The organism is Thermodesulforhabdaceae bacterium (assembly GCA_037482015.1).
Lineage (GTDB): Bacteria > Desulfobacterota > Syntrophobacteria > Syntrophobacterales > Thermodesulforhabdaceae > JAOACS01.
Genome location: JBBFKT010000001.1, coordinates 551,217 through 570,006, shown reverse-complemented (window position 1 = coordinate 570,006; position 18,790 = coordinate 551,217). Strand labels below are relative to the sequence as shown.

The 18,790-nt window shown below is 43.2% G+C and carries 15 protein-coding genes and 1 tRNA gene; 6 read left to right on the top strand and 10 right to left on the bottom strand.

Annotation, left to right across the window (positions count from 1 at the left end; all coding sequences use genetic code 11):
- Positions 1 to 61 precede the first annotated feature (61 nt).
- The 3 genes from clpB to WHS38_02540 all read left to right on the top strand — a co-directional run bounded on the left by clpB (position 62) and on the right by WHS38_02540 (position 5,438).
- Positions 62 to 2,701, top strand: a complete 2,640-nt coding sequence (clpB, locus tag WHS38_02550; protein ID MEJ5299850.1) for an ATP-dependent chaperone ClpB — start codon at positions 62 to 64, stop codon at positions 2,699 to 2,701.
- A 119-nt stretch (positions 2,702 to 2,820) separates the two neighbouring features.
- Entirely contained in the window at positions 2,821 to 4,332 is a 1,512-nt protein-coding gene (locus WHS38_02545; GenBank protein ID MEJ5299849.1) for an HDOD domain-containing protein, read from the top strand.
- Between the two features lie 2 nt (positions 4,333 to 4,334).
- Positions 4,335 to 5,438 (top strand): NADH:flavin oxidoreductase, encoded by a 1,104-nt coding sequence (locus WHS38_02540; GenBank protein MEJ5299848.1) that lies wholly within the window; start codon positions 4,335 to 4,337, stop codon positions 5,436 to 5,438.
- Here the strand turns inward: WHS38_02540 and WHS38_02535 are convergent.
- From WHS38_02535 to WHS38_02520, 4 genes are all read right to left on the bottom strand, one after another.
- Positions 5,435 to 6,439, bottom strand: a complete 1,005-nt coding sequence (locus WHS38_02535; protein ID MEJ5299847.1) for a methyltransferase — start codon at positions 6,437 to 6,439, stop codon at positions 5,435 to 5,437. The genes WHS38_02540 and WHS38_02535 overlap by 4 nt on opposite strands.
- A gap of 39 nt (positions 6,440 to 6,478) precedes the next feature.
- Complete coding sequence (locus WHS38_02530; protein ID MEJ5299846.1) at positions 6,479 to 7,114, bottom strand: CerR family C-terminal domain-containing protein; 636 nt, start codon at positions 7,112 to 7,114, stop codon at positions 6,479 to 6,481.
- Between the two features lie 91 nt (positions 7,115 to 7,205).
- The gene (locus tag WHS38_02525) at positions 7,206 to 8,645 is read right to left on the bottom strand and encodes a sigma-54 dependent transcriptional regulator (GenBank protein ID MEJ5299845.1); all 1,440 of its coding nucleotides are present in this window, start codon (positions 8,643 to 8,645) and stop codon (positions 7,206 to 7,208) included.
- Positions 8,627 to 10,120 (bottom strand): ATP-binding protein, encoded by a 1,494-nt coding sequence (locus WHS38_02520; protein ID MEJ5299844.1) that lies wholly within the window; start codon positions 10,118 to 10,120, stop codon positions 8,627 to 8,629. The genes WHS38_02525 and WHS38_02520 overlap by 19 nt, the downstream gene beginning before the upstream one ends.
- A gap of 198 nt (positions 10,121 to 10,318) precedes the next feature.
- Between WHS38_02520 and WHS38_02515 the strand changes: the two genes are divergently transcribed.
- From WHS38_02515 to WHS38_02505, 3 genes are read left to right on the top strand one after another with little or no spacing between them, the layout of a single operon-like run.
- Complete coding sequence (locus tag WHS38_02515; protein ID MEJ5299843.1) at positions 10,319 to 11,296, top strand: UDP-glucuronic acid decarboxylase family protein; 978 nt, start codon at positions 10,319 to 10,321, stop codon at positions 11,294 to 11,296.
- Positions 11,272 to 12,108 (top strand): N-acetylmuramoyl-L-alanine amidase, encoded by an 837-nt coding sequence (locus tag WHS38_02510; protein MEJ5299842.1) that lies wholly within the window; start codon positions 11,272 to 11,274, stop codon positions 12,106 to 12,108. Before WHS38_02515 ends, WHS38_02510 begins: the two co-directional genes overlap by 25 nt.
- Positions 12,109 to 12,140: 32 nt before the next feature.
- Entirely contained in the window at positions 12,141 to 13,184 is a 1,044-nt protein-coding gene (locus WHS38_02505) for a peptidase U32 family protein (GenBank protein MEJ5299841.1), read from the top strand.
- A 76-nt stretch (positions 13,185 to 13,260) separates the two neighbouring features.
- Here the strand turns inward: WHS38_02505 and WHS38_02500 are convergent.
- The 6 genes from WHS38_02500 to WHS38_02475 all read right to left on the bottom strand — a co-directional run bounded on the left by WHS38_02500 (position 13,261) and on the right by WHS38_02475 (position 18,780).
- A tRNA-Val gene (locus tag WHS38_02500) sits at positions 13,261 to 13,335 on the bottom strand.
- Positions 13,336 to 13,683: 348 nt separating this feature from the next.
- Complete coding sequence (locus tag WHS38_02495) at positions 13,684 to 13,878, bottom strand: hypothetical protein (protein MEJ5299840.1); 195 nt, start codon at positions 13,876 to 13,878, stop codon at positions 13,684 to 13,686.
- A gap of 31 nt (positions 13,879 to 13,909) precedes the next feature.
- Entirely contained in the window at positions 13,910 to 14,386 is a 477-nt protein-coding gene (smpB, locus tag WHS38_02490; GenBank protein ID MEJ5299839.1) for an SsrA-binding protein SmpB, read from the bottom strand.
- Positions 14,387 to 14,412: 26 nt separating this feature from the next.
- On the bottom strand, positions 14,413 to 16,194 hold the full coding sequence (gene ptsP, locus WHS38_02485) for a phosphoenolpyruvate--protein phosphotransferase (protein ID MEJ5299838.1): 1,782 nt from the start codon (positions 16,192 to 16,194) through the stop codon (positions 14,413 to 14,415).
- 4 nt (positions 16,195 to 16,198) lie between these two features.
- Entirely contained in the window at positions 16,199 to 16,483 is a 285-nt protein-coding gene (locus WHS38_02480) for an HPr family phosphocarrier protein (protein MEJ5299837.1), read from the bottom strand.
- 77 nt (positions 16,484 to 16,560) lie between these two features.
- On the bottom strand, positions 16,561 to 18,780 hold the full coding sequence (locus WHS38_02475; protein MEJ5299836.1) for a heavy metal translocating P-type ATPase: 2,220 nt from the start codon (positions 18,778 to 18,780) through the stop codon (positions 16,561 to 16,563).
- Positions 18,781 to 18,790 lie beyond the last annotated feature (10 nt).

Below are 18,790 nucleotides of genomic sequence, written 5' to 3'. Positions count from 1 at the left end.
TGCGGGGATAATTTGCAATCTTAATTTTACCTAAAAAACGACTGTAAGGAGGACTTTCACAATGGATATCAGTAAATTTACTATAAAATCCCAAGAAGCCATACAACAGGCTCAAACCAAAGCCATTCGCTATGGGCACCAGGAAGTGGATGCCGAACATCTGTTTATGGCTCTGCTTGAGCAGACAGACGGTCTTGTTCCCAGATTTATGCAAATTATGGGTGTCCCGATTGAAGCTTTGAAAACTAGAGTAGAGAAAGAACTGGAAAAGAAGCCGCGAGTAAGCGGACCTGGTATTGAACCGGGGAAAGTCTATCTTACTCATCGGCTTGGAAAACTTCTGGTAAAAGCCGAAGAAGAAGCCAAAAGGTTAAAAGATGAATATATTTCGGTAGAACACATCCTGATGGCTATCGCAGATGAAGGAAATACTACGTCTCTAGGGCGTATCCTTCAGGAGTTCGGGGTCACTAAAGATGCGATCCTAAAGGCTCTCACCGCCGTAAGAGGTCACCAGAGAGTGACGAGCGCAACGCCTGAAGTTACTTACGAAGCTCTTCAGAAGTATGGACGTGATCTTGTTCAGGAAGCTCGTAGTGGTAAGCTTGATCCCGTAATAGGTCGTGATGCCGAAATACGGCGTGTTATTCGCATACTCAGCCGAAAAACCAAAAATAATCCCGTGCTAATTGGTGAACCGGGGGTCGGTAAAACGGCAATTGTTGAAGGGCTTGCTCACCGAATTGTCCGGGGCGACGTCCCTGAAGGGCTAAAAGATAAAAACATTTTTGCTCTCGACATGGGCGCTCTAATAGCCGGTGCCAAATACAGAGGAGAATTCGAAGAGCGACTCAAAGCCGTTCTCCAGGAAATTAAGCAATCGGAAGGCAGAATCATCCTATTTATCGACGAATTGCACACAATCGTTGGAGCCGGAAAGGCTGAAGGCGCAATAGACGCTGGAAACATGCTAAAACCAATGCTTGCCAGAGGAGAACTCCACTGCATCGGAGCCACTACACTGGATGAGTATAGAAAATACATTGAAAAGGATCCCGCTTTAGAAAGACGCTTCCAGCCTGTTCTTGTTGAAGAACCTTCGGTTGAAGATACAATTTCAATACTTCGAGGCCTTAAAGAAAGATATGAGGTCCACCACGGCGTTAAGATCCATGACAGCGCTCTTGTTGCAGCAGCGGTTCTTTCTCACAGATACATTACCGACCGCTTCTTACCGGACAAGGCAATAGACCTTGTGGATGAAGCTTGCGCTATGATCCGCACAGAAATAGATTCAATGCCTTCGGAACTCGATGAAGTTATGCGACGAATCATGCAACTTGAAATCGAAGAAACAGCGCTCAAAAAAGAATCTGATCGAGCAAGCAAAGAAAGGCTCGAGAATGTGCAGAAAGAGCTTGCCGAACTGCGAGCAAAAGCTGATGTGATGAAATCTCAATGGGAATCTGAAAAGAACGCAATCAAGGAAGTGCAGGCGCTTAGAGAAGAAATTGAGAGAGTCAATCGAGAGATAGAGATTGCGGAAAGGCAGTATGATCTGAACAAAGTCGCAGAACTTAAGCATGGACGACTTCCTGAACTAAGAGCTAAACTGGTTCAGAAAGAGGAAGAACTGGCTAAAATTCAGAAAGGCAAAAGGCTACTACGAGAAGAAGTTACCGAAGAAGAAATTGCTGAAATTGTGTCGAGGTGGACTGGCATTCCCGTATCAAAGCTAATCGAAACCGAGCGAGACAAACTGTTAAAGCTTGACGAAGTGCTCCATAGACGAGTAGTTGGTCAGGATGAAGCTGTACAATTGGTAGCAGATGCTGTGCTTCGCGCTCGATCGGGCATCAAAGATCCTAGAAGACCCATAGGATCGTTCATTTTCCTGGGACCTACTGGCGTGGGTAAAACCGAGCTCGCCAAAACTCTAGCAGAAGCTCTTTTTGACACGGAAGAAAACATGATTCGCATTGATATGAGCGAATACATGGAGAAACACACAGTTTCACGGCTCATTGGAGCTCCTCCGGGATATGTCGGATATGAAGAAGGAGGACAATTGACCGAAGCCGTAAGAAGAAAGCCCTACTCGGTTATCCTATTTGATGAAATTGAAAAGGCTCACCCGGATGTATTCAACCTGCTTCTTCAGATTCTTGACGATGGACGACTTACGGATGGTCATGGGCGAACGGTGGACTTCAAAAACACCATCATCATTATGACCAGTAATATCGGCTCACATTATTTGACCGAAGGACTAACACCGAACGGAGAAATTCCCGAGTCGGTCAGAAATAGCGTTATGGCGGAACTTAGACGTCATTTCAGGCCAGAGTTTCTCAACCGAGTCGATGATGTGATTCTATTCAAAACGCTTAAACTTGAAGAGATCAAACGAATAGTTGATCTCATGATAGAAGATGTTGCAAAACGATTAAAAGACAGGCACATTAAGCTTGTGCTCTCTGATGAGGCACGTGAGTTTATAGCTCGATCTGGCTACGATCCTGTTTACGGTGCGAGACCTTTGAGACGATACATTCAGAGGAATCTTGAAACGATGCTTGCTCGAGCGATAATATCTGGGGAAATAAGAGAAGGAGCCACTGTTCATGTTAAATTAGAAAATGGCGCTTTGACTGTTGTGCCAGAATATGCTCAAACAAATTCTGAAGCCGTCGCTTTGTAAAGGGGCTTTTAACATTACATCTCATCAATGAGACGCTGTAAATTGTTCCCTGCTCGTGCTCAGATCCGAGCAGGGAATTTACTCTATCCTGACGTTTATTAAACCAAGTTTAGGGGGTTATGGACATCACACAATGCCTTCAAAAAATTGAGGAAGAAGGTTTTCCGGTATTTAGGAGAACTCTGGAATTCATAAGTTCTCTTGAAAACTCACAAGAACCCGTTCCAAAGCTTGCAGAAAAAATTCTCGGTGATCCAGGAATGGCTATAAAACTAATCCAGATAGCCAATAGTCCCTTTTTCAACCCTGGTGATCGCGTAAAAACAGTTACTCGAGCTATCATGTTGCTAGGGTTGCAGAATGTTAAAGGTATTGCTCTGGGATTAGCTCTCCTGGATGATCTCATCAAAAAAGGAAGAAGAAAGAGAATATCTGAACTGTTCGTCCGTAGCCTTGCTAGAGCAATCATGGCAAGAAATCTGGGAAGCGCCATTCGTTGTCCCTATCCTGAGGAAATATACATCTCCGGTTTGCTTTACGATATAGGAGAATTGGCTTTAGAACTGCTGATAGATCCTGATGTGCTGGAAGAAATTGAAGAAAAGGCAAAACGCAATGGTCAAAATTTAGAAATAGTTCAAAAAGAAGAACTTGGTTTTTCGGTAAAAGATCTATCAAGGGAAATAACTTCAAAATGGAAGCTCTCCAGTATATTAGAAAGGTTTTTCGCAGGAGACGTTTCTTCACCTGAAATTCTATGTGTAAAGGTAGCGTGTGAACTTACAAAGAAGCATTTTTTTAAAAAAGAGATTCTAACCTCCAAATCCGAGGAACATATAAACGATATTCTGAATGCTTTTGAAAAGGAATTTACACAATTTGAAAAAAGCCTGAGACTAAAGCAAGAAAAATTGAAGGAAATCACCAAGGAAAGTGTTCGAGAAGTTCAAAACATGCTTGCCCATTTTCTCCCTGTCTTGGTTACCCATGAATACGACTCAGAATCAATTCCCACATCTGAAACAATTCTTGATACTAGCAAAACAGATGAAACTGAGGAACAGGATATCCTTTTAGATGAGAAAAGGTCCGAAATAGACTTTCGTTTGTTCGTAAATATCTCTAATGACATAGTGTCGCTTATACATAGTGGGTTTAAGGATCTTAATGCTTTTTTTTCGCTAGCTATGGAATTAATATACAAAGGCTTAAACATGGATGTTGTGCTCCTTCTCTTATTAACCCCGGATAAAAAATCCTGTTTTGTAAGGCATAGCTTTATTCGCCCCGGCGTAAGGGCTCTTCTTCTCCCGGAAAAAATTCCGCTAAACGAACCAAAACCTCATCTATTTTCGCACCTCATGAATACCACTGACCCAATATGGATTAACAAAGCAATCCCTAACGACATAGCTGAACTTATCAAACATCCCCTGATTTCATCGTTTGTTAATATACCCTGTTGCGTTGCACCTATTAACGTTAAAAAACAAACCATAGGTTTTCTATACGCCGATAGCAGAAACAGCTTAGAAGAAATAACAGAAGAACATTTCACGGGCTTTGGGATAGTATCGCGGCTCACCAGTATTGGTCTGACAATGTTCACACTTCAAAAAACTGGAGGATAAAAATGCTTTTTGAGCAAGCACATATTGGATCTATGACTCTCAAAAACCGATTTGTCAGATCTGCAACCTGGGAAGGGCTTGCAACAGAAGAAGATGGAAGAGTAACCGAAAAGCTTATAGATAAGATGATTGAGTTGGCTCAAGGTGGTGTGGGACTCATCATAACAGGTCATGCTTTCGTATCGGAAGATGGCAAAGCAAGTCCGTGGCAACTCGGTGCCCATAACGATTCAGTTGTAGATGGTCTTAAAAAGATGACAACGGCAGTCCATGAAAAAGCTGGAAAAATTGTTCTTCAACTTGCTCACGCCGGGGCATTTGCTATTGGGATTTCGGAAAAAAAAGACCTAACCCCTTTAGCACCAAGCGCTTTCAAAAAAGCGAGAGAGATGTCACAGGAAGATATTGTCAGAATTGTCAACTGTTTCGGGGAAGCTGCTAAAAGAGCCAAAGATGCTGGATTTGATGGTGTTCAGATTCACGCCGCTCACGGATATCTTTTGAGTCAATTTCTCTCCCCATATTTTAATAAGCGATCGGACTCATACGGTGGTGATGTAAAAAGAAGAGCCCAAATAGTTATTGAGGTCCTACGATCAATAAGAAAAGAAGTGGGAGAATCTTTTCCCGTGTTAATAAAAATGAACTCAGAAGATTTCTTAGAAGGCGGTTTATCAGTGGACGATATGGTTGAGACAGCGCGTATTTTAGAATCGGAGGGCATCGATGCTATTGAGTTAAGTGGCGGAACTATAATATCAAACGATCTGATCCCTGTAAGAATTCACAAAAGAAGCAAAGACAAGGTTCCGCCTTATTATGCAGAAGCTGCTAAAAGGCTTAAAAACACAGTAAAAATTCCCCTTATTTTGGTTGGAGGAATCCGATCTTACGATACGGCGGAACAAATTATTCGCGAAGGGATCGCCGATTTTGTTGCAATGAGTCGCCCTCTTATCCGTGAGCCTTTTCTCGTAAAACACTGGCAACAGGGAGACATTCGACCGGCTCTATGCGTATCCGATAATCTCTGTTTTGGTCCCGCCAGAAAAGGCGAAGGCATATACTGCGTAAGAGATAAAAAAGAAAGTGAGAAAAACGCTTAGAGCTTGTGAGCTTCCACCAGACAATCCATCTTATGACCGGATCTTACAAGTCGGACGTTTTCAAAACCAGCTTCTTTTAAAAATTCGGAAAGCTCCGAAAAAGTGTAGGTATCTCCTGCGGGAGTTACCACAAGCATATTGAGAGCGAAAAGAGTTCCAGCAGGGGGCCAGATTCTGTCTTCACTCATAACATGATCTCTAATCAAAATTCTGCCCCCTGGCTCCAGAGCTCTAAAAACTTTCTTGAAAAGATCAATGTTTTCCTGGGGACTATTTTGATGGATTATGGCAGACAAAAAAACCAGATCACATCCTTCAGGTAGTTCGTCGGTGTAGAAATCTCCGGCAATGAAAGAAACCCTATCGGAAAGTCCCGCCTTTTCAATGCGTTCTTCGGCAAAGGGAATAACATCAGGCAAATCAAACAGGACGGCTTTCATTGTGGGATAAACAGAAAGAAAAGCTACGGCATAAGTTCCGGAGGCGCAACCAATATCGAGAAGCTTCTTCGCCCAAGATGCATCATAACCTGCTACAATATCCTTAGCCAGTGTTCTGGCAATTACATGCATAGCCTGAATGAAAGCCCGCTTTGATTCCGGCGAACTCATCACCCCTTCGCGATAAGGATTAAACCCGTGGCGAACAGCATCTGTAAGGTGTGACCAATTTTTCCAGAGAAAAGACTGATGTTGAACCATTGGGAGCACGGAATAAGGATGAGAAGATGTAAGGTAGGATCCCCTTTCATTGAGTTGGTATTCGCCTTTGTCTGTCTTGTTAAGAAACCCGAGAGCTACAAGACAGTCCAGAAGGCGCATAGTGGCTCGCAAATCTGTGTGAAGTTCGCTAGCGATATTTTGAGCCATAGGCGCTGAAGAACTTCGCTCAATCAAATCGAAAATTCCAAGCTCTACAGCCGTAAACACCACCCGGCTTTCCATAAAGCTTCTAAGTCCATCAAGAACTTGTAGAGCTTTGTTTTCTTCTTGATCCGGCATATCATTTTCTCCCTTTTGTTAGTTCAATCGACAGAACCCCTAGTGTTGCTTGACCATTAAAGAATTCATGCCATGGAGGGAAAGATTCGTTATGTGCTTAACCAATAATTCTTTCATCGCAGCGTCAAAAGGGCGTTCCATAATTTTGGGAAGCACGTGGCGAGAGTGAATAAAATGTATAATCTGAGCAAAAATGCTGAAGAGTGAAAGCACAACATCCTCATGGAGCACAGCAGGATTCATGAAAGGACGGACTAATTCTTCAAGCCTCGTAAAAAACGGCTTCATTACCTCATGGAAAATAAAATCTAGCGCTTCAGTGGGTTTCTGGAGTTCACGAGCTATAAGCTGAAGATGAACCTGGATATTTTCGGCATCCATTTTTCTCTCGAGATAGATTTCCGTAAGAATTCTTACAATTTCTTCAAGCGTTTGAGGCTTTCGCTTTTCGATAGCTCCAAAGAAAGTCTCGTGTAATTCTCTAGCTCGTTGAGCCCATCGGTTTTTGAAAACCTCAAGATAGAGATTTTTCTTGCTTCCAAAGTAGTAATAAACCAAAGAAAGATTGCACCGAGCTTTTGAAGTAATCTCGCGGATCGTAACCGCATCATAACCTTTGCTTGCAAAGAGTCTTTCTGCAGCGGATAAAATTCTTTCCTTTGTTACATCTTCCATTTTTTAACTCACCTTTACTATTAAGATTGATCAATCAAACGATCAAATTGATCCAAGAAACATCATTCTTGTCAAGCCAAGAATTTTGGATTCAGTCATCAGACGAAACTTGGGTCTGGATTTTAATCCCGTGCTTTTCTATGCGGGCAATAAGAGTGGGACGGGAGAGTCCAAGAAGTTTTGCCGCCTTAGACCTATTTCCACTGACTATTTCCAGCCCTTGTCGGATAATTTCCGCCTCCACTTCTGCAACTAAATCATCAAAAATATGATCACTTTGACGGTTAAGGAGTTCCTGCCGAACCCATTGACTAAGAAGATCCCTTACTTGGCTAACATCGCCTCCCCTGCTTTTAGTTACGCTATGTCCCACTGCTTCCGCAATTTCTTCTCTTGTAACAGGCATCCCACGGTTGAATATGAGCACCTTTTTTATTGTGTTTGCGAGTTCTCGCACATTGCCCGGCCAGTCAAGGGCTTCCATAAAAGCCTTCGCATCAGGGGTTATCCCCGGATTAGGTATGCCCATTTCGGCAGAGTATCTGGCAAGAAAATAATCAGTTAAAATACCAATATCCTCACGGCGCTCCTTTAGAGGTGGTAACTCAAGCGCTACCACCTTAAGGCGGTAATAAAGATCTGAACGGAAGCGTCCTTCCGCCACAGCTGATTCCAGATCACGATTTGTAGCTGCTATAATTCTAACATCAACAGGGATTGGGTTTCTTCCTCCAAGCCTTTCTATACTCCTTTCTTGAAGAAGTCGAAGGAGCTTTGCCTGAATAGAGAGAGGCATATCCCCTATTTCGTCCAGAAAGATAGTTCCTCCGTGAGCCTGTTCAATTTTTCCTATACGGCGACTGTGAGCACCCGTAAATGCTCCCTTTTCGTAACCAAAAAGTTCGCTCTCAAGCAGAGTTTCCGGGATGGCAACGCAGTTGATTACAAGGAAGGGTTTATCAGCTCTGGCGCTGTGTTGATAAATAGCGCGGGCTACCAATTCTTTCCCCGTTCCCGATTCTCCCCGAATTAGAACAGTTGCGTCGGTGGGAGCTACCCTCCCAATGGCCTTGAAGATTTCCTGCATAGCTTGGCTACGACCAATAAGGGCGTCAGATGAGTAATCCTTCCCAGGCTCTGCATCTACCGTTACTCTGGATCGCATGAACTTTCCGGCTTTAAGAGCCTGTTCAATCATTTTGAGCATTTCAGGAATATCAAAGGGCTTAAGAATGTAGTCGAAGGCACCTCGTTTTGTCGCTTCTATAGCCGTCTCAGTTGTCCCATAGGCTGTCATGATTATCACAGGAAGTCTTGGTTCAATTTTTTTTATCTCCTCAAATCCTTCAAGTCCGCTCATTCCGGGAAGTCTTACGTCCATAACTACAAGATCAGGAACACTATCGCGAACAATCTCTATAGCCGCCTCGGCTGTAGGAGCACTTTTAACCACATATCCCTGTGGCGTGAGTATACGTTCAAAGCTTTTACGAAGCTGTGGATCATCATCAACTACCAGGATCTTAGCCACTTTTCCTTCTCCTTACAGGGCAAAGCAATTATGAAAACAGCACCCTGTCCTTCGTGAGATGTGCAGTGAATCCAACCGCCGTGGTCTTCAACAATACGCTTTGCTATACTGAGTCCAAGCCCTGAGCCATCCTCCTTGGTGGTAAAAAAAGGCTCAAATATTTTACTAACAATTTCCGGTGGGATACCTGGTCCTGTATCTTTTACCTTAACTATAATAATTCGACCTTCTGGTTCCATCACTCCTTCAGTTTCTTCAATCTCTATCGTTCCCCCCTCTCCCATAGCTTCACAGGCATTAAGAATCAAATTAACCAAAACTTCTTTAAGTTGATCTGGATCTCCCTGAATAGGGGGAAGTCTTCCGTCCCGCTTGATGACAATATTAACATTGTAAGATTCAAGCCTGTGCCGAAGAAGTTGAAGTGCCATGTCCACCACATCAGAAAGACTAAGGGTCTGAAGAACTGGTTTCGGGGGTCTAGAAAATTCAAGAAAGTTTCTCAGTATGGTTTCTATATGGCGGATTTCTTCTGACACAACTTCAAAATCCTCCCGTTGAGTAGGTGTAAGCTGAAGAGTTCGATCGAGAGAATATAGCCTCATTTTGACAGAAGTGAGAGGGTTAAGAACGCTGTGGGCAACTCCCGCAGCAAGTCGTCCAACAAGAGCCATTTTTTCCGACTGAATTAGATGTTCTCTGCTTTCTCTGAGAGCATTTTCAGCGGTATCAACCACTTCAAGTAGTCTCTCGACTCTGCGCCTCAATTCTGTAATTTCATCCGGTGAAGGGACAAATTCCTCCTGCATAAAATCACCTCTACCAAGTGTATGAGCTAGAAATCTAACAGGGTTCAACACTTGCTTTATTAGGATCCATCCAAGAAACAGAGCGATAACAAGAGAGAAAGGGATAGCAACCATTGCTGATATAGTAACAAATCTGGTTTCTCCTTTGTAAGATTCATTTGCCTCTGTAATTTTGCTTTCGAAAACCAGCTTAAATTTTTCAGTAAGATCATAGATCTGATGGAATTTATCTCGCACACTCCAATGAAGTTCTACAGCCTCTGCAACTCTACCGTCTCTATACATGTTAATGACCTTGTCTCTCCCCTGGGCAAAATCCTCATAAGCTCTCTTAATCTCATTAAGAATCCCGGAAGACTCTTGATCAGCAGACATTTTTAGCGATTCTTCTAAAGATTTGGTAAAATCTCTGTGAAATTTCTCCAGTCGCTCCAGCCATTGATCATCGCCACTAAGAAAGAAATAGGTGACGTAACCTTTTTGCATCACAAGGGCTGTCTCCATTTTTTCAGCCAGAACAAGCATATTCACAGAACGCATAATGGTTTCCGAATATATGTGATAAACGGTGTGAGCATAAAGAATTGTAAGTAAGGCTCCCACAATGTTAATTCCAAGAAGTCCCAAAACCAGGCAAAGAATGCGCCCCCTAAGTCCAATCTTCATTTTGTTATCCTATTTTTTATTTCATTAACTGAAGATTAAGTAGATCCCTCAACCGTACATCTCTGTAGAATTCTTTTATTACTATACTTTTAGGCCATACAAAATCTTTTCTTGTTCATTATACCTTGAAGTAAGGTATTTGACGATCTATAATTCGGGAAGTTAAAAAGACCTATAACCCTTTTGGGAGGTAGTTAAATGAAAGGTTGGAGAAAAAAGGTTCTCGTAACTGGTGGAGCTGGCTTTCTTGGTTCTCATCTCTGTGAACGATTACTTAAGGAACATGCTGATGTTATTTGCGTCGATAATTTCTACACAGGATCCAAAGTAAATATTGAGCACCTAATAGGAAATCCTTACTTTGAACTTATGCGACATGATATTACTTTCCCTCTTTATCTAGAAATTGACGAAATTTACAATTTAGCCTGTCCTGCATCGCCGATTCACTATCAGTTTGACCCTGTCCAAACCACAAAAGTTAATGTGCACGGCTCTATCAATATGCTGGGGCTTGCAAAAAGAACAAAAGCGAAGATACTACAAGCTTCTACTTCAGAAGTTTATGGTGATCCCGAAGTCCATCCTCAAAGAGAAGATTACCGAGGCAATGTTAATCCTCTGGGGCCGAGAGCCTGCTATGATGAAGGAAAACGCTGTGCGGAAACTTTATTTTTCGACTACCACAGACAGCATGGCGTAAAAATAAAGGTAGCACGAATTTTTAACACTTACGGTCCGAGAATGCATCCAAACGACGGTCGAGTAGTGTCTAATTTCATCTTACAGGCTCTTCGCAACAGACCAATAACCATTTACGGTGATGGTTCTCAAACACGATCTTTTTGTTATGTTGACGATATGATTGAAGGATTAGTGAGGCTTATGAACAATACTCCTGATTCTTTTACTGGTCCCGTCAATCTTGGAAATCCCGAGGAAGTCACCATATTGGAATTAGCGGAAACAATCATAGAACTTATCGGATCCAGGTCAGAATTGGTTTTTCTTCCACTTCCTGAAGACGATCCAAAACGGCGATGTCCTGATATTACTTTAGCAAAGACAGTGCTCCAATGGGAACCAAAAACCCCGCTAAGGGAAGGATTAAAGAGAACCATTGATTATTTTGACGATTGCTTAAGATCCGAATGGTGCGAACTCAACTTTTCTTAAAAATTCTGCTGGTTATAATATTAACCATTCCCAGCTTATGGTGTGGAGGTTGCTCCAGATCGCCCGTTGCCACGCCTTATCCTGGATATTACCATCCTCAACCTCCCGTTTTATCGCCATCCGCTCCATCCACACCTTCAAAGACTCAGGTGATAGAAAAGACTTTGTGGATACCCAGAGGTTCCCAAACAACAGTAGTTCATGAAGTAGCGCCGCTTGAAACTCTATGGCGCATAGCCAAAATGTATGGTGTTTCTATAGAAGCTATTCGCAAGGCTAATAACCTAAAATCTGATACTCTAGAGGTGGGGCAAAAATTAGTAATTCCCAATGCCGCTTACTTTAGAAACATCATATCTCTTTATCCTTCAACAAAATGGCGTTATATTATAATACACCATACGGCAACGGAAATTGGCAAGGCTTTCACCATTCACGAAAGCCATCAGATGCGAGGATTTGTAAATGGACTGGGGTATCACTTTTTGATCGATAACGGCACTTTAGGAAAAGGGGATGGGCAAATTGAAATATCCCCAAGATGGATAAAGCAGGAGGATGGAGCCCACTGCAAAGCGGGTGGTATGAATTCCGTAGGCATTGGAATTGCTCTAGTGGGAAATTTTAACGAAACAACTCCTACTCAAGCCCAAATTAATTCACTCATAGTGCTTGTTAAAGCTCTCATGAACTATTACCGCATTCCTTCATCAAATATGATGGGACACAGAGATGTTCCTGGAGCCAACACAGATTGTCCAGGACGCCTTTTTCCGTGGACAACCGTGCGTTTGGCTCTTAGATCTTCATAAATTCGTCCTTATCCTTAAGGAGGTTTTTTACTATGGCACCGATTAATGAACTTTTAGCGCCAGGTGGAAACCTGGAAATGGTCGAAGCAGTTATCCAGAGCGGGGCAGATGCCGTTTATGTAGGATCAAAGGGATTTAGCAGGAGGAAGTGTGCCTGGGAGATGGAAGACTCCCAAATAAGGGAAGCTATTGAATTGGCAAGAAGCTATGGAAACAAGAAAATCCGTGTGGCCATAAACGCTGAAATTCCTCAAGACAAATTCATGCTGGTTATGCGCAAAGTTGCAAAATACGCCTCATGGGGAGCAGAAGGCGTAATAGTTAAGACTCCAGCAGTTATGCAAATGGTTCGAGATAACTTTCCACAACTGGTTATTCATGCAAGCGTGGGTTGCAACATCCAGACCCCAAAGCAAATTGCTGAATACAAGTCATACGGCGTATCCCAGATCGTAGCCAGCACTGAGATTAACACGGTTGAAAAACTCAGAGCCTTTAAGGAAGCGGCAGACCAATTTGGAGTTGCCACGGAAGTGCTTATACATGGAAATCGATGTGTTGGTGGCGTCGGAAACTGCGCTTTTCACGAACTCATAAGCGATTGTTACATCAAAAAGATCTATTACGACGAAGAAGGTAATGAAATCGTTGAATATGAAGGCTGGCCAGATCGAAGTGGAAGCTGTTTTCGGCTTTGTCTTTTAACGGACGAACAACGGCATAAGGTGCTATCTAAGCGCGGCAGGTCAGAAACAGAAATTGAAGCTATCAACGAACGTATCAGAAAGCATCCCAACGTTGCCTTTGCCATAAACGGAAAGGAACTCTGGGACTACATGGACATTGGTCTGGCTACGCTTAAAGTCCAGGGGCGTGAATATCCTGTGTGGCTTATCGCTCGGATGATAAAACTTTATCGAACTTTTATAGACGCTCACGCTCAGGGAGTTCCTCACGATGCTCCCCATCTTGTTCCTCTCCAACAAGAATTAGATGAACTGGCCAAAGATCGGGATCGAGTGCGAATGGAAAAAACAAGAGAGCTACACCAAAACATCAAAGGTTTGGAGCTATAATCTCACCAACCCCATAAAAAAACACGCAGGGAACTCTTCCTTGAGCATCCCTGCGTGTTGCGTTTCCAAGTCTAAATGGTAGGCACGGACGGTTTCGAACCGTCGGCCTCTACCGCGTCAAGGTAGCGCTCTCCCCCTGAGCTACGTGCCTACGACCACCAAAATTGACGTTGAATTAATACACGAAATTATCAAGTCTTGTCAAGAGGCTGTGAAGGGGTTCGGAAATTATCCTTTATTTGGAATCTTTTTAAGTTCTTACGTTTTGATCACGCTGGAATAAGATCGTTGGTTGGAATAGTGCATCATATGTAGGGGCATGGCATGCCATGCCCCTACGATACGGCAACCTCGGGTTATCGTCGCTATTTTTTCGAACACCCTCAGAGGCTGTGAAGGAATGAAAAATTTTCCACCTATACTTTGATCTTTCAAAACACCATCACATTAGCTGTTAAACAACCCCAACTTACATACAATCGAAATGTTTCAGCAATTTCTACTGCCCAGTTATGTAACGCGGTTGTTCTCCTTCTTTACCAACTACGAAAAGAATTCCCCCACACTGACTACAAAATATGTTGGCCACTATGGGATAGTCAAAACCAGCGGCAACTTCCATTGAAATATCTTCCAGGGGAATATAATGAGAAATCCCACACTGAAGACACATGCATTCCATCCTCAGTCCCATGGCAACCTCTCATTACTCTTCAGAATGATTATCAACTGATTTTGTATTTCTTCCTAAGGCGATCCATTTCTCTAGCTTCTTCTCTTTTCTTTATGGCATCTCGCTTATCATGAAGCTTTTTACCACGCACTAGAGCTAATTCAACCTTCGCTTTCCCCTTGCGAAAATATACTTTAGTTGGAACGATGGAAAAGCCCTTTTCCTGAACCTTTCCACCAAATCTCAAAATCTCTCTTTTATGAAGAAGAAGTTTTCGAGGACGTTCGGGATCATGATTGCTAAATCCTCCGTGACTGTATGGGCTTATATGCATACCATAAAGGAATATTTCCCCTCTTTTAACTTTCGCATAGCTGTCCTTGAGATTAGCTCTTCCTTCCCTTAGAGCCTTAACCTCCGTTCCAGTCAGAGCAATTCCTGCTTCTATTGTTTCCACGATATCGAAATCGTGGAAAGCCTTTCTATTCTGGCAAACTATTTTAATACCTTCTTCTTTATTGCTTTTCATTACAAAACACCCTTTCACAAAAGATGCTAAACAAGAAACCCGCTGTGGAAGAAATGATACTCTTCGGGGAACTGCTTCGCAATGGTTTCCATGAGCAACTCATGAATATCCTCAGGAGTATCCTTATTAAGGATTTCTTGAACAAAGGACTCGCATTGCTTTTTGAACGAACGGCTGATTAGATTTTTCACTCTTGGAATAGACTGCGGATTCATGCTCAGTTTGTCAAAACCAAGCCCAAGCAAAATAGGCACATAAAAAGGCTCCCCCGCCATCTCACCACATACACTAACGGGAATACCAGCTCTATGCCCTTCCCTTACCGTAACATGAAGCATCCTCAAAATACCCGGGTGGAGAGCATCAAAAAGGTGAGCTACATGTTCATTCTGTCTATCTATGGCAAGAGCGTATTGGATGAGGTCGTTGGTTCCAACACTAAAGAAATCAACTTCTCCAGCAAGCAAATCAGCGATAGCTACCGCAGAGGGCACTTCAATCATGATTCCTATGAGCATCCCTTCATCAAAAGGAATTCGAGCACGCTGGAGTTCTTCTTTAACTTCTCTTAGTATAGCCTTTACCGCTCGCAACTCGCCAACTCCAGAAACAAGCGGGAACATCATTCTCACATTTTTCGCCACAGACCCAGCTCTCAAAATTGCTTTCATCTGCATCTTGAAAATTTCTGGATGCTTCAGGCAAAACCTTATCGATCTCAATCCCAGAGCCGGGTTTGGTTCATAGAGCAAAGGGAACCAAGCACTGAGTTTATCAGAGCCAACGTCAAGAGTCCTTATAATAACCTCACCTGGAGCCATCAATTCGGCAAGTTGACGATATTCATGAAAAAGTTCCTCTTCTGTGGGCAGTTCATCCCGATTCATAAATCCAAACTCTGTTCTAAAAAGCCCTATTCCTTCAGCACCACTATCTTTTGCTGCAACGATTTCTTCTAAGAGTTCAATATTAGCTTCGACAACGACCCGGATTCCATCACGAGTAATAGCAGGAAGAGAAGATTTTCTAGCAATATCACGAAGATAGGTATCTAAACTAAGCTGAAGCTCGACATAATGTTGAATTTCATCTTCGGATGGATTTACCAAAACTTCCCCTGAAGTTCCGTCAACGATGAGCAAATCTCCCGTTTGTATCTTTTTCGATGCTTGTCCTGTCGCCATAACAGCGGGGATATTGAGAGATCGTGCAATAATGGCTGTGTGGGATGTTTTGCCTCCTATATCAAGCACAAAAGCCATAACCTTTTCTAGAGGAAGCTGCGCCGCATCAGACGGAGAAAGGTCATAGGTCACCAGAATAGATCGCTCTTTAATGGGAGAGAAAATATCATCCTGACTCCCAGAAAGCCTTCTCATAAGGCGGTCAACGACCGATCCAACATCGTAAACACGATCAGCAACGTTGGCACTTTCACTGTCATCGAATATTTTTCGGAATTTTTCAAAAGTAAGCGATAAAGCCCAGAGCGCATTCAGTTGTTTTTCACGAATAAGCTCCAAAGTGCCATCATAAATAATCTTATCTCGAAGCATAAGCCTATAGGCATCAAGTAAAGAAGCATATTCTCGCAGATCATTCCTGAGGCTTTTCTTTATGCCGGAAAGATCTTCATCAACAAGTCTCACAGCTTCTTCAAATCTTTTGCATTCTTCATCAATGGCTTCATCGCTCCAAAGAGTATAATAAGGAATTGAAACTGGTCCTCTTCGAACTACGAAGGCTTTACCAATAGCAATCCCTTGAGATACGCCAACACCCTTAATTTTGCGAGAACTTTCCCCCATCGAGCTATACTTCGCCAAACCTTTTTCTGAATAGGACTCCCAGCGCCTCCACCGCTTCCTGGGCGTCTGGACCTTCAGCCGTTACCAAGACTTTTGAACCGTAGCCACAGGCAAGTGTAAGAACATCCAAAATATTCTTCGCACTTGCTCGACGACTTCCTTTCGCAAGCCAAACTTCTGCATTAAACCTTTGCACAAGATCCACAATTTGTGCTGCGACTCGAGCGTGAATTCCCTGCCTATTCATTACAAGAAATTCTTTTTCCACCTTATGATTTCCATCATCCATGAAAACCTGCTCCCCGGAGATAAATCGAATCGAACATCGAAAAACTTTTTAGCATGTTTTGACTTTGTTCTCAATCTTCACATTCTCCATTTTTTCCAAATCCATCTAAGCCTTAGAGCATTACTTACAACCGAAACGGAACTTGCTGCCATAGCTGCTGCCGCCCATGTTGGGGTAAGCGAAATCCCGAAAAGGGGGTAAAATACACCAGCAGCCAATGGAATTCCTAAAACATTGTAAAAAAAAGCCCAGAAAAGGTTCTGCTTGATCACTCGCAAAGCATGTCGTGACAGCACAAAGGCAGACACTACCCCTAAGAGTCGTTCACCTATAAGAGTCACATCTCCAGCTTCTACGGCTATGTCAGTCCCTGCACCGATGGCAATCCCCACATCAGCCGAGACAAGAGCTGGAGCATCGTTTATACCGTCACCAACCATAGCAACCGGAGCCTGACTTTCTCGCCGAATTCGTTCAACAACCCTGGCTTTTTCATCTGGTAGCACTCCAGCTAATATGTCTTCAATTCCAATCTGCTTCGCAACAAAATGGGCAGCTTCAGGTCTATCGCCGGTCAACATAACTACTCTGACTCCCATAGACCTTAACTCTTTCACAGCATCAGGAGCATCAGGTTTGGGACGGTCAGAACAACCTATTAAACCGGCTATGAAATCATCTACAGCAACCCAAACAACTGTTTTGCCTTCCCGAGCAAGGACGTTCGAAACCGAATACCAATCGTCGGTAAATATGCCCTGCTCCCGAACAAATAACTCACTACCCACAAAAATCCTGCGATTTTCCAACCAGCCCATAGAGCCGTAGCCAGGCTTTACCACTACATCCTTCACTTTTCCAAATTCCACACCCTGTTCTTTTGCCTTTCTAACAATAGCATCTGCCAGAGGATGGTTGGATCCTTCTTCCACTGCCCCAGCAATTCTAAGAAGTTCATCAGGAGCCATACCGTTAGCAGGGATCAAATCTGTAACCATTGGCTTACCTTCAGTAAGAGTACCCGTTTTATCAAAAATGACCGTTTGCACCCTTCCCATCAATTCAAGAACGTCGCCACCTTTGAAAAGAATACCTTCTTCAGCTCCTATACCTGTTGCCACCATAATTGCTGTTGGAGTTGCAAGTCCCAGAGCGCAGGGGCAGGCAATAACAAGAACGGAAGCACACATCATAAGAGGTCGAGAAATATCAGGAGAAAAACGCCACCAGACAAGAAAGGTCACAACGGCAATAGCTATAACAATAGGCACAAAAACGGAGGCCACCCTGTCGGCAAAGTTCTGAATAGCAGCCTTTCTGCCCTGAGCTTCTTCGACGAGCCTGACAATTTGATCTAAAAAAGTTTGTCCGACCGGAGCGATCGCTCTACAGATAATTCTTCCATCAATGTTAACAGTTCCGGCATAGATGGGATCGCCTATTTTTTTATGAACCGGAACACTCTCACCGGTTAGCATAGATTCATCTACTGATGAACTCCCTTCCACAACCACACCATCCACAGGGCATCTTTCGCCAGGCTTCACCATAAAGTGATCACCCACAGAAATGCGATCTGCGGGAACTTCCTGGGTATTCCCGTCAGCTAGCACAATATTAGCCATGTTGGGCTTAAGCTGAAGGAGTTTTCTAATAGCTTGAGAAGCCCGCTCCCGTGTTCTTGCTTCCAAGAATCGTCCCAGCAGAACCAGCGTAACAATCATAGCGGCTCCATCGTAATAGACGCCATGACCTGACATATTATGGGGAAACCAATGCGGGAAAAAAGTCAGGGATGCCGAATAGACAAAAGCAGTAAGAGAACCAAGAGAAACGAGAGTATTCATATCGGATGTCCCTTTGCGAACCGCTTTAATTGCGCCTATCAAAAAAGGGCTACCCACCCAGAAAACAACGGGAAAAGCAAATATAAATTGAATAATTTCAGATATTTTGGGATCAAGGGATCCCCACATTGCAACATGAATAGCAATGGTAAACACAGAGCCTACGACAAGCTTTATAAGAAGTCGCTTTTTATCACGAGCCTGAAGTTCCTCAATTGCGGACCTAAGACCTTCATCTTCATCCACAATTCCCAACCATTGATATCCGCTTTCCTCTATTGCAGCGCGGGCTTTTTCTTCCTTAAAGGAGTCTGTTACATCCAGAGTCGCTTTGCCAGTTGCAAGATTTACAGAAGCTGAACTCACGCCTTCAACACCTGTGAGCGACCGTTCAACTCTTCGCACACAGGCGGCACAACTCATCCCCCCAATAGCCACACTAATTTTCATCAGCCAGCTA

Bases quoted from the DNA above. Each gene is read 5' to 3' on its own strand.
- smpB (MEJ5299839.1), bottom strand. From the start codon at position 14,386: ATGAAAAGCAATAAAGAAGAAGGTATTAAAATAGTTTGCCAGAATAGA.
- ptsP (MEJ5299838.1), bottom strand. From the start codon at position 16,194: ATGGGGGAAAGTTCTCGCAAAATTAAGGGTGTTGGCGTATCTCAAGGG.
- WHS38_02545 (MEJ5299849.1), top strand. From the start codon at position 2,821: ATGGACATCACACAATGCCTTCAAAAAATTGAGGAAGAAGGTTTTCCG.
- WHS38_02535 (MEJ5299847.1), bottom strand. From the start codon at position 6,439: ATGCCGGATCAAGAAGAAAACAAAGCTCTACAAGTTCTTGATGGACTT.
- WHS38_02495 (MEJ5299840.1), bottom strand. From the start codon at position 13,878: ATGGGACTGAGGATGGAATGCATGTGTCTTCAGTGTGGGATTTCTCAT.
- WHS38_02510 (MEJ5299842.1), top strand. From the start codon at position 11,272: ATGGTGCGAACTCAACTTTTCTTAAAAATTCTGCTGGTTATAATATTA.
- WHS38_02530 (MEJ5299846.1), bottom strand. From the start codon at position 7,114: ATGGAAGATGTAACAAAGGAAAGAATTTTATCCGCTGCAGAAAGACTC.
- WHS38_02475 (MEJ5299836.1), bottom strand. From the start codon at position 18,780: ATGAAAATTAGTGTGGCTATTGGGGGGATGAGTTGTGCCGCCTGTGTG.
- WHS38_02505 (MEJ5299841.1), top strand. From the start codon at position 12,141: ATGGCACCGATTAATGAACTTTTAGCGCCAGGTGGAAACCTGGAAATG.
- WHS38_02520 (MEJ5299844.1), bottom strand. From the start codon at position 10,120: ATGAAGATTGGACTTAGGGGGCGCATTCTTTGCCTGGTTTTGGGACTT.
- WHS38_02515 (MEJ5299843.1), top strand. From the start codon at position 10,319: ATGAAAGGTTGGAGAAAAAAGGTTCTCGTAACTGGTGGAGCTGGCTTT.
- WHS38_02480 (MEJ5299837.1), bottom strand. From the start codon at position 16,483: ATGGATGATGGAAATCATAAGGTGGAAAAAGAATTTCTTGTAATGAAT.
- WHS38_02540 (MEJ5299848.1), top strand. From the start codon at position 4,335: ATGCTTTTTGAGCAAGCACATATTGGATCTATGACTCTCAAAAACCGA.
- clpB (MEJ5299850.1), top strand. From the start codon at position 62: ATGGATATCAGTAAATTTACTATAAAATCCCAAGAAGCCATACAACAG.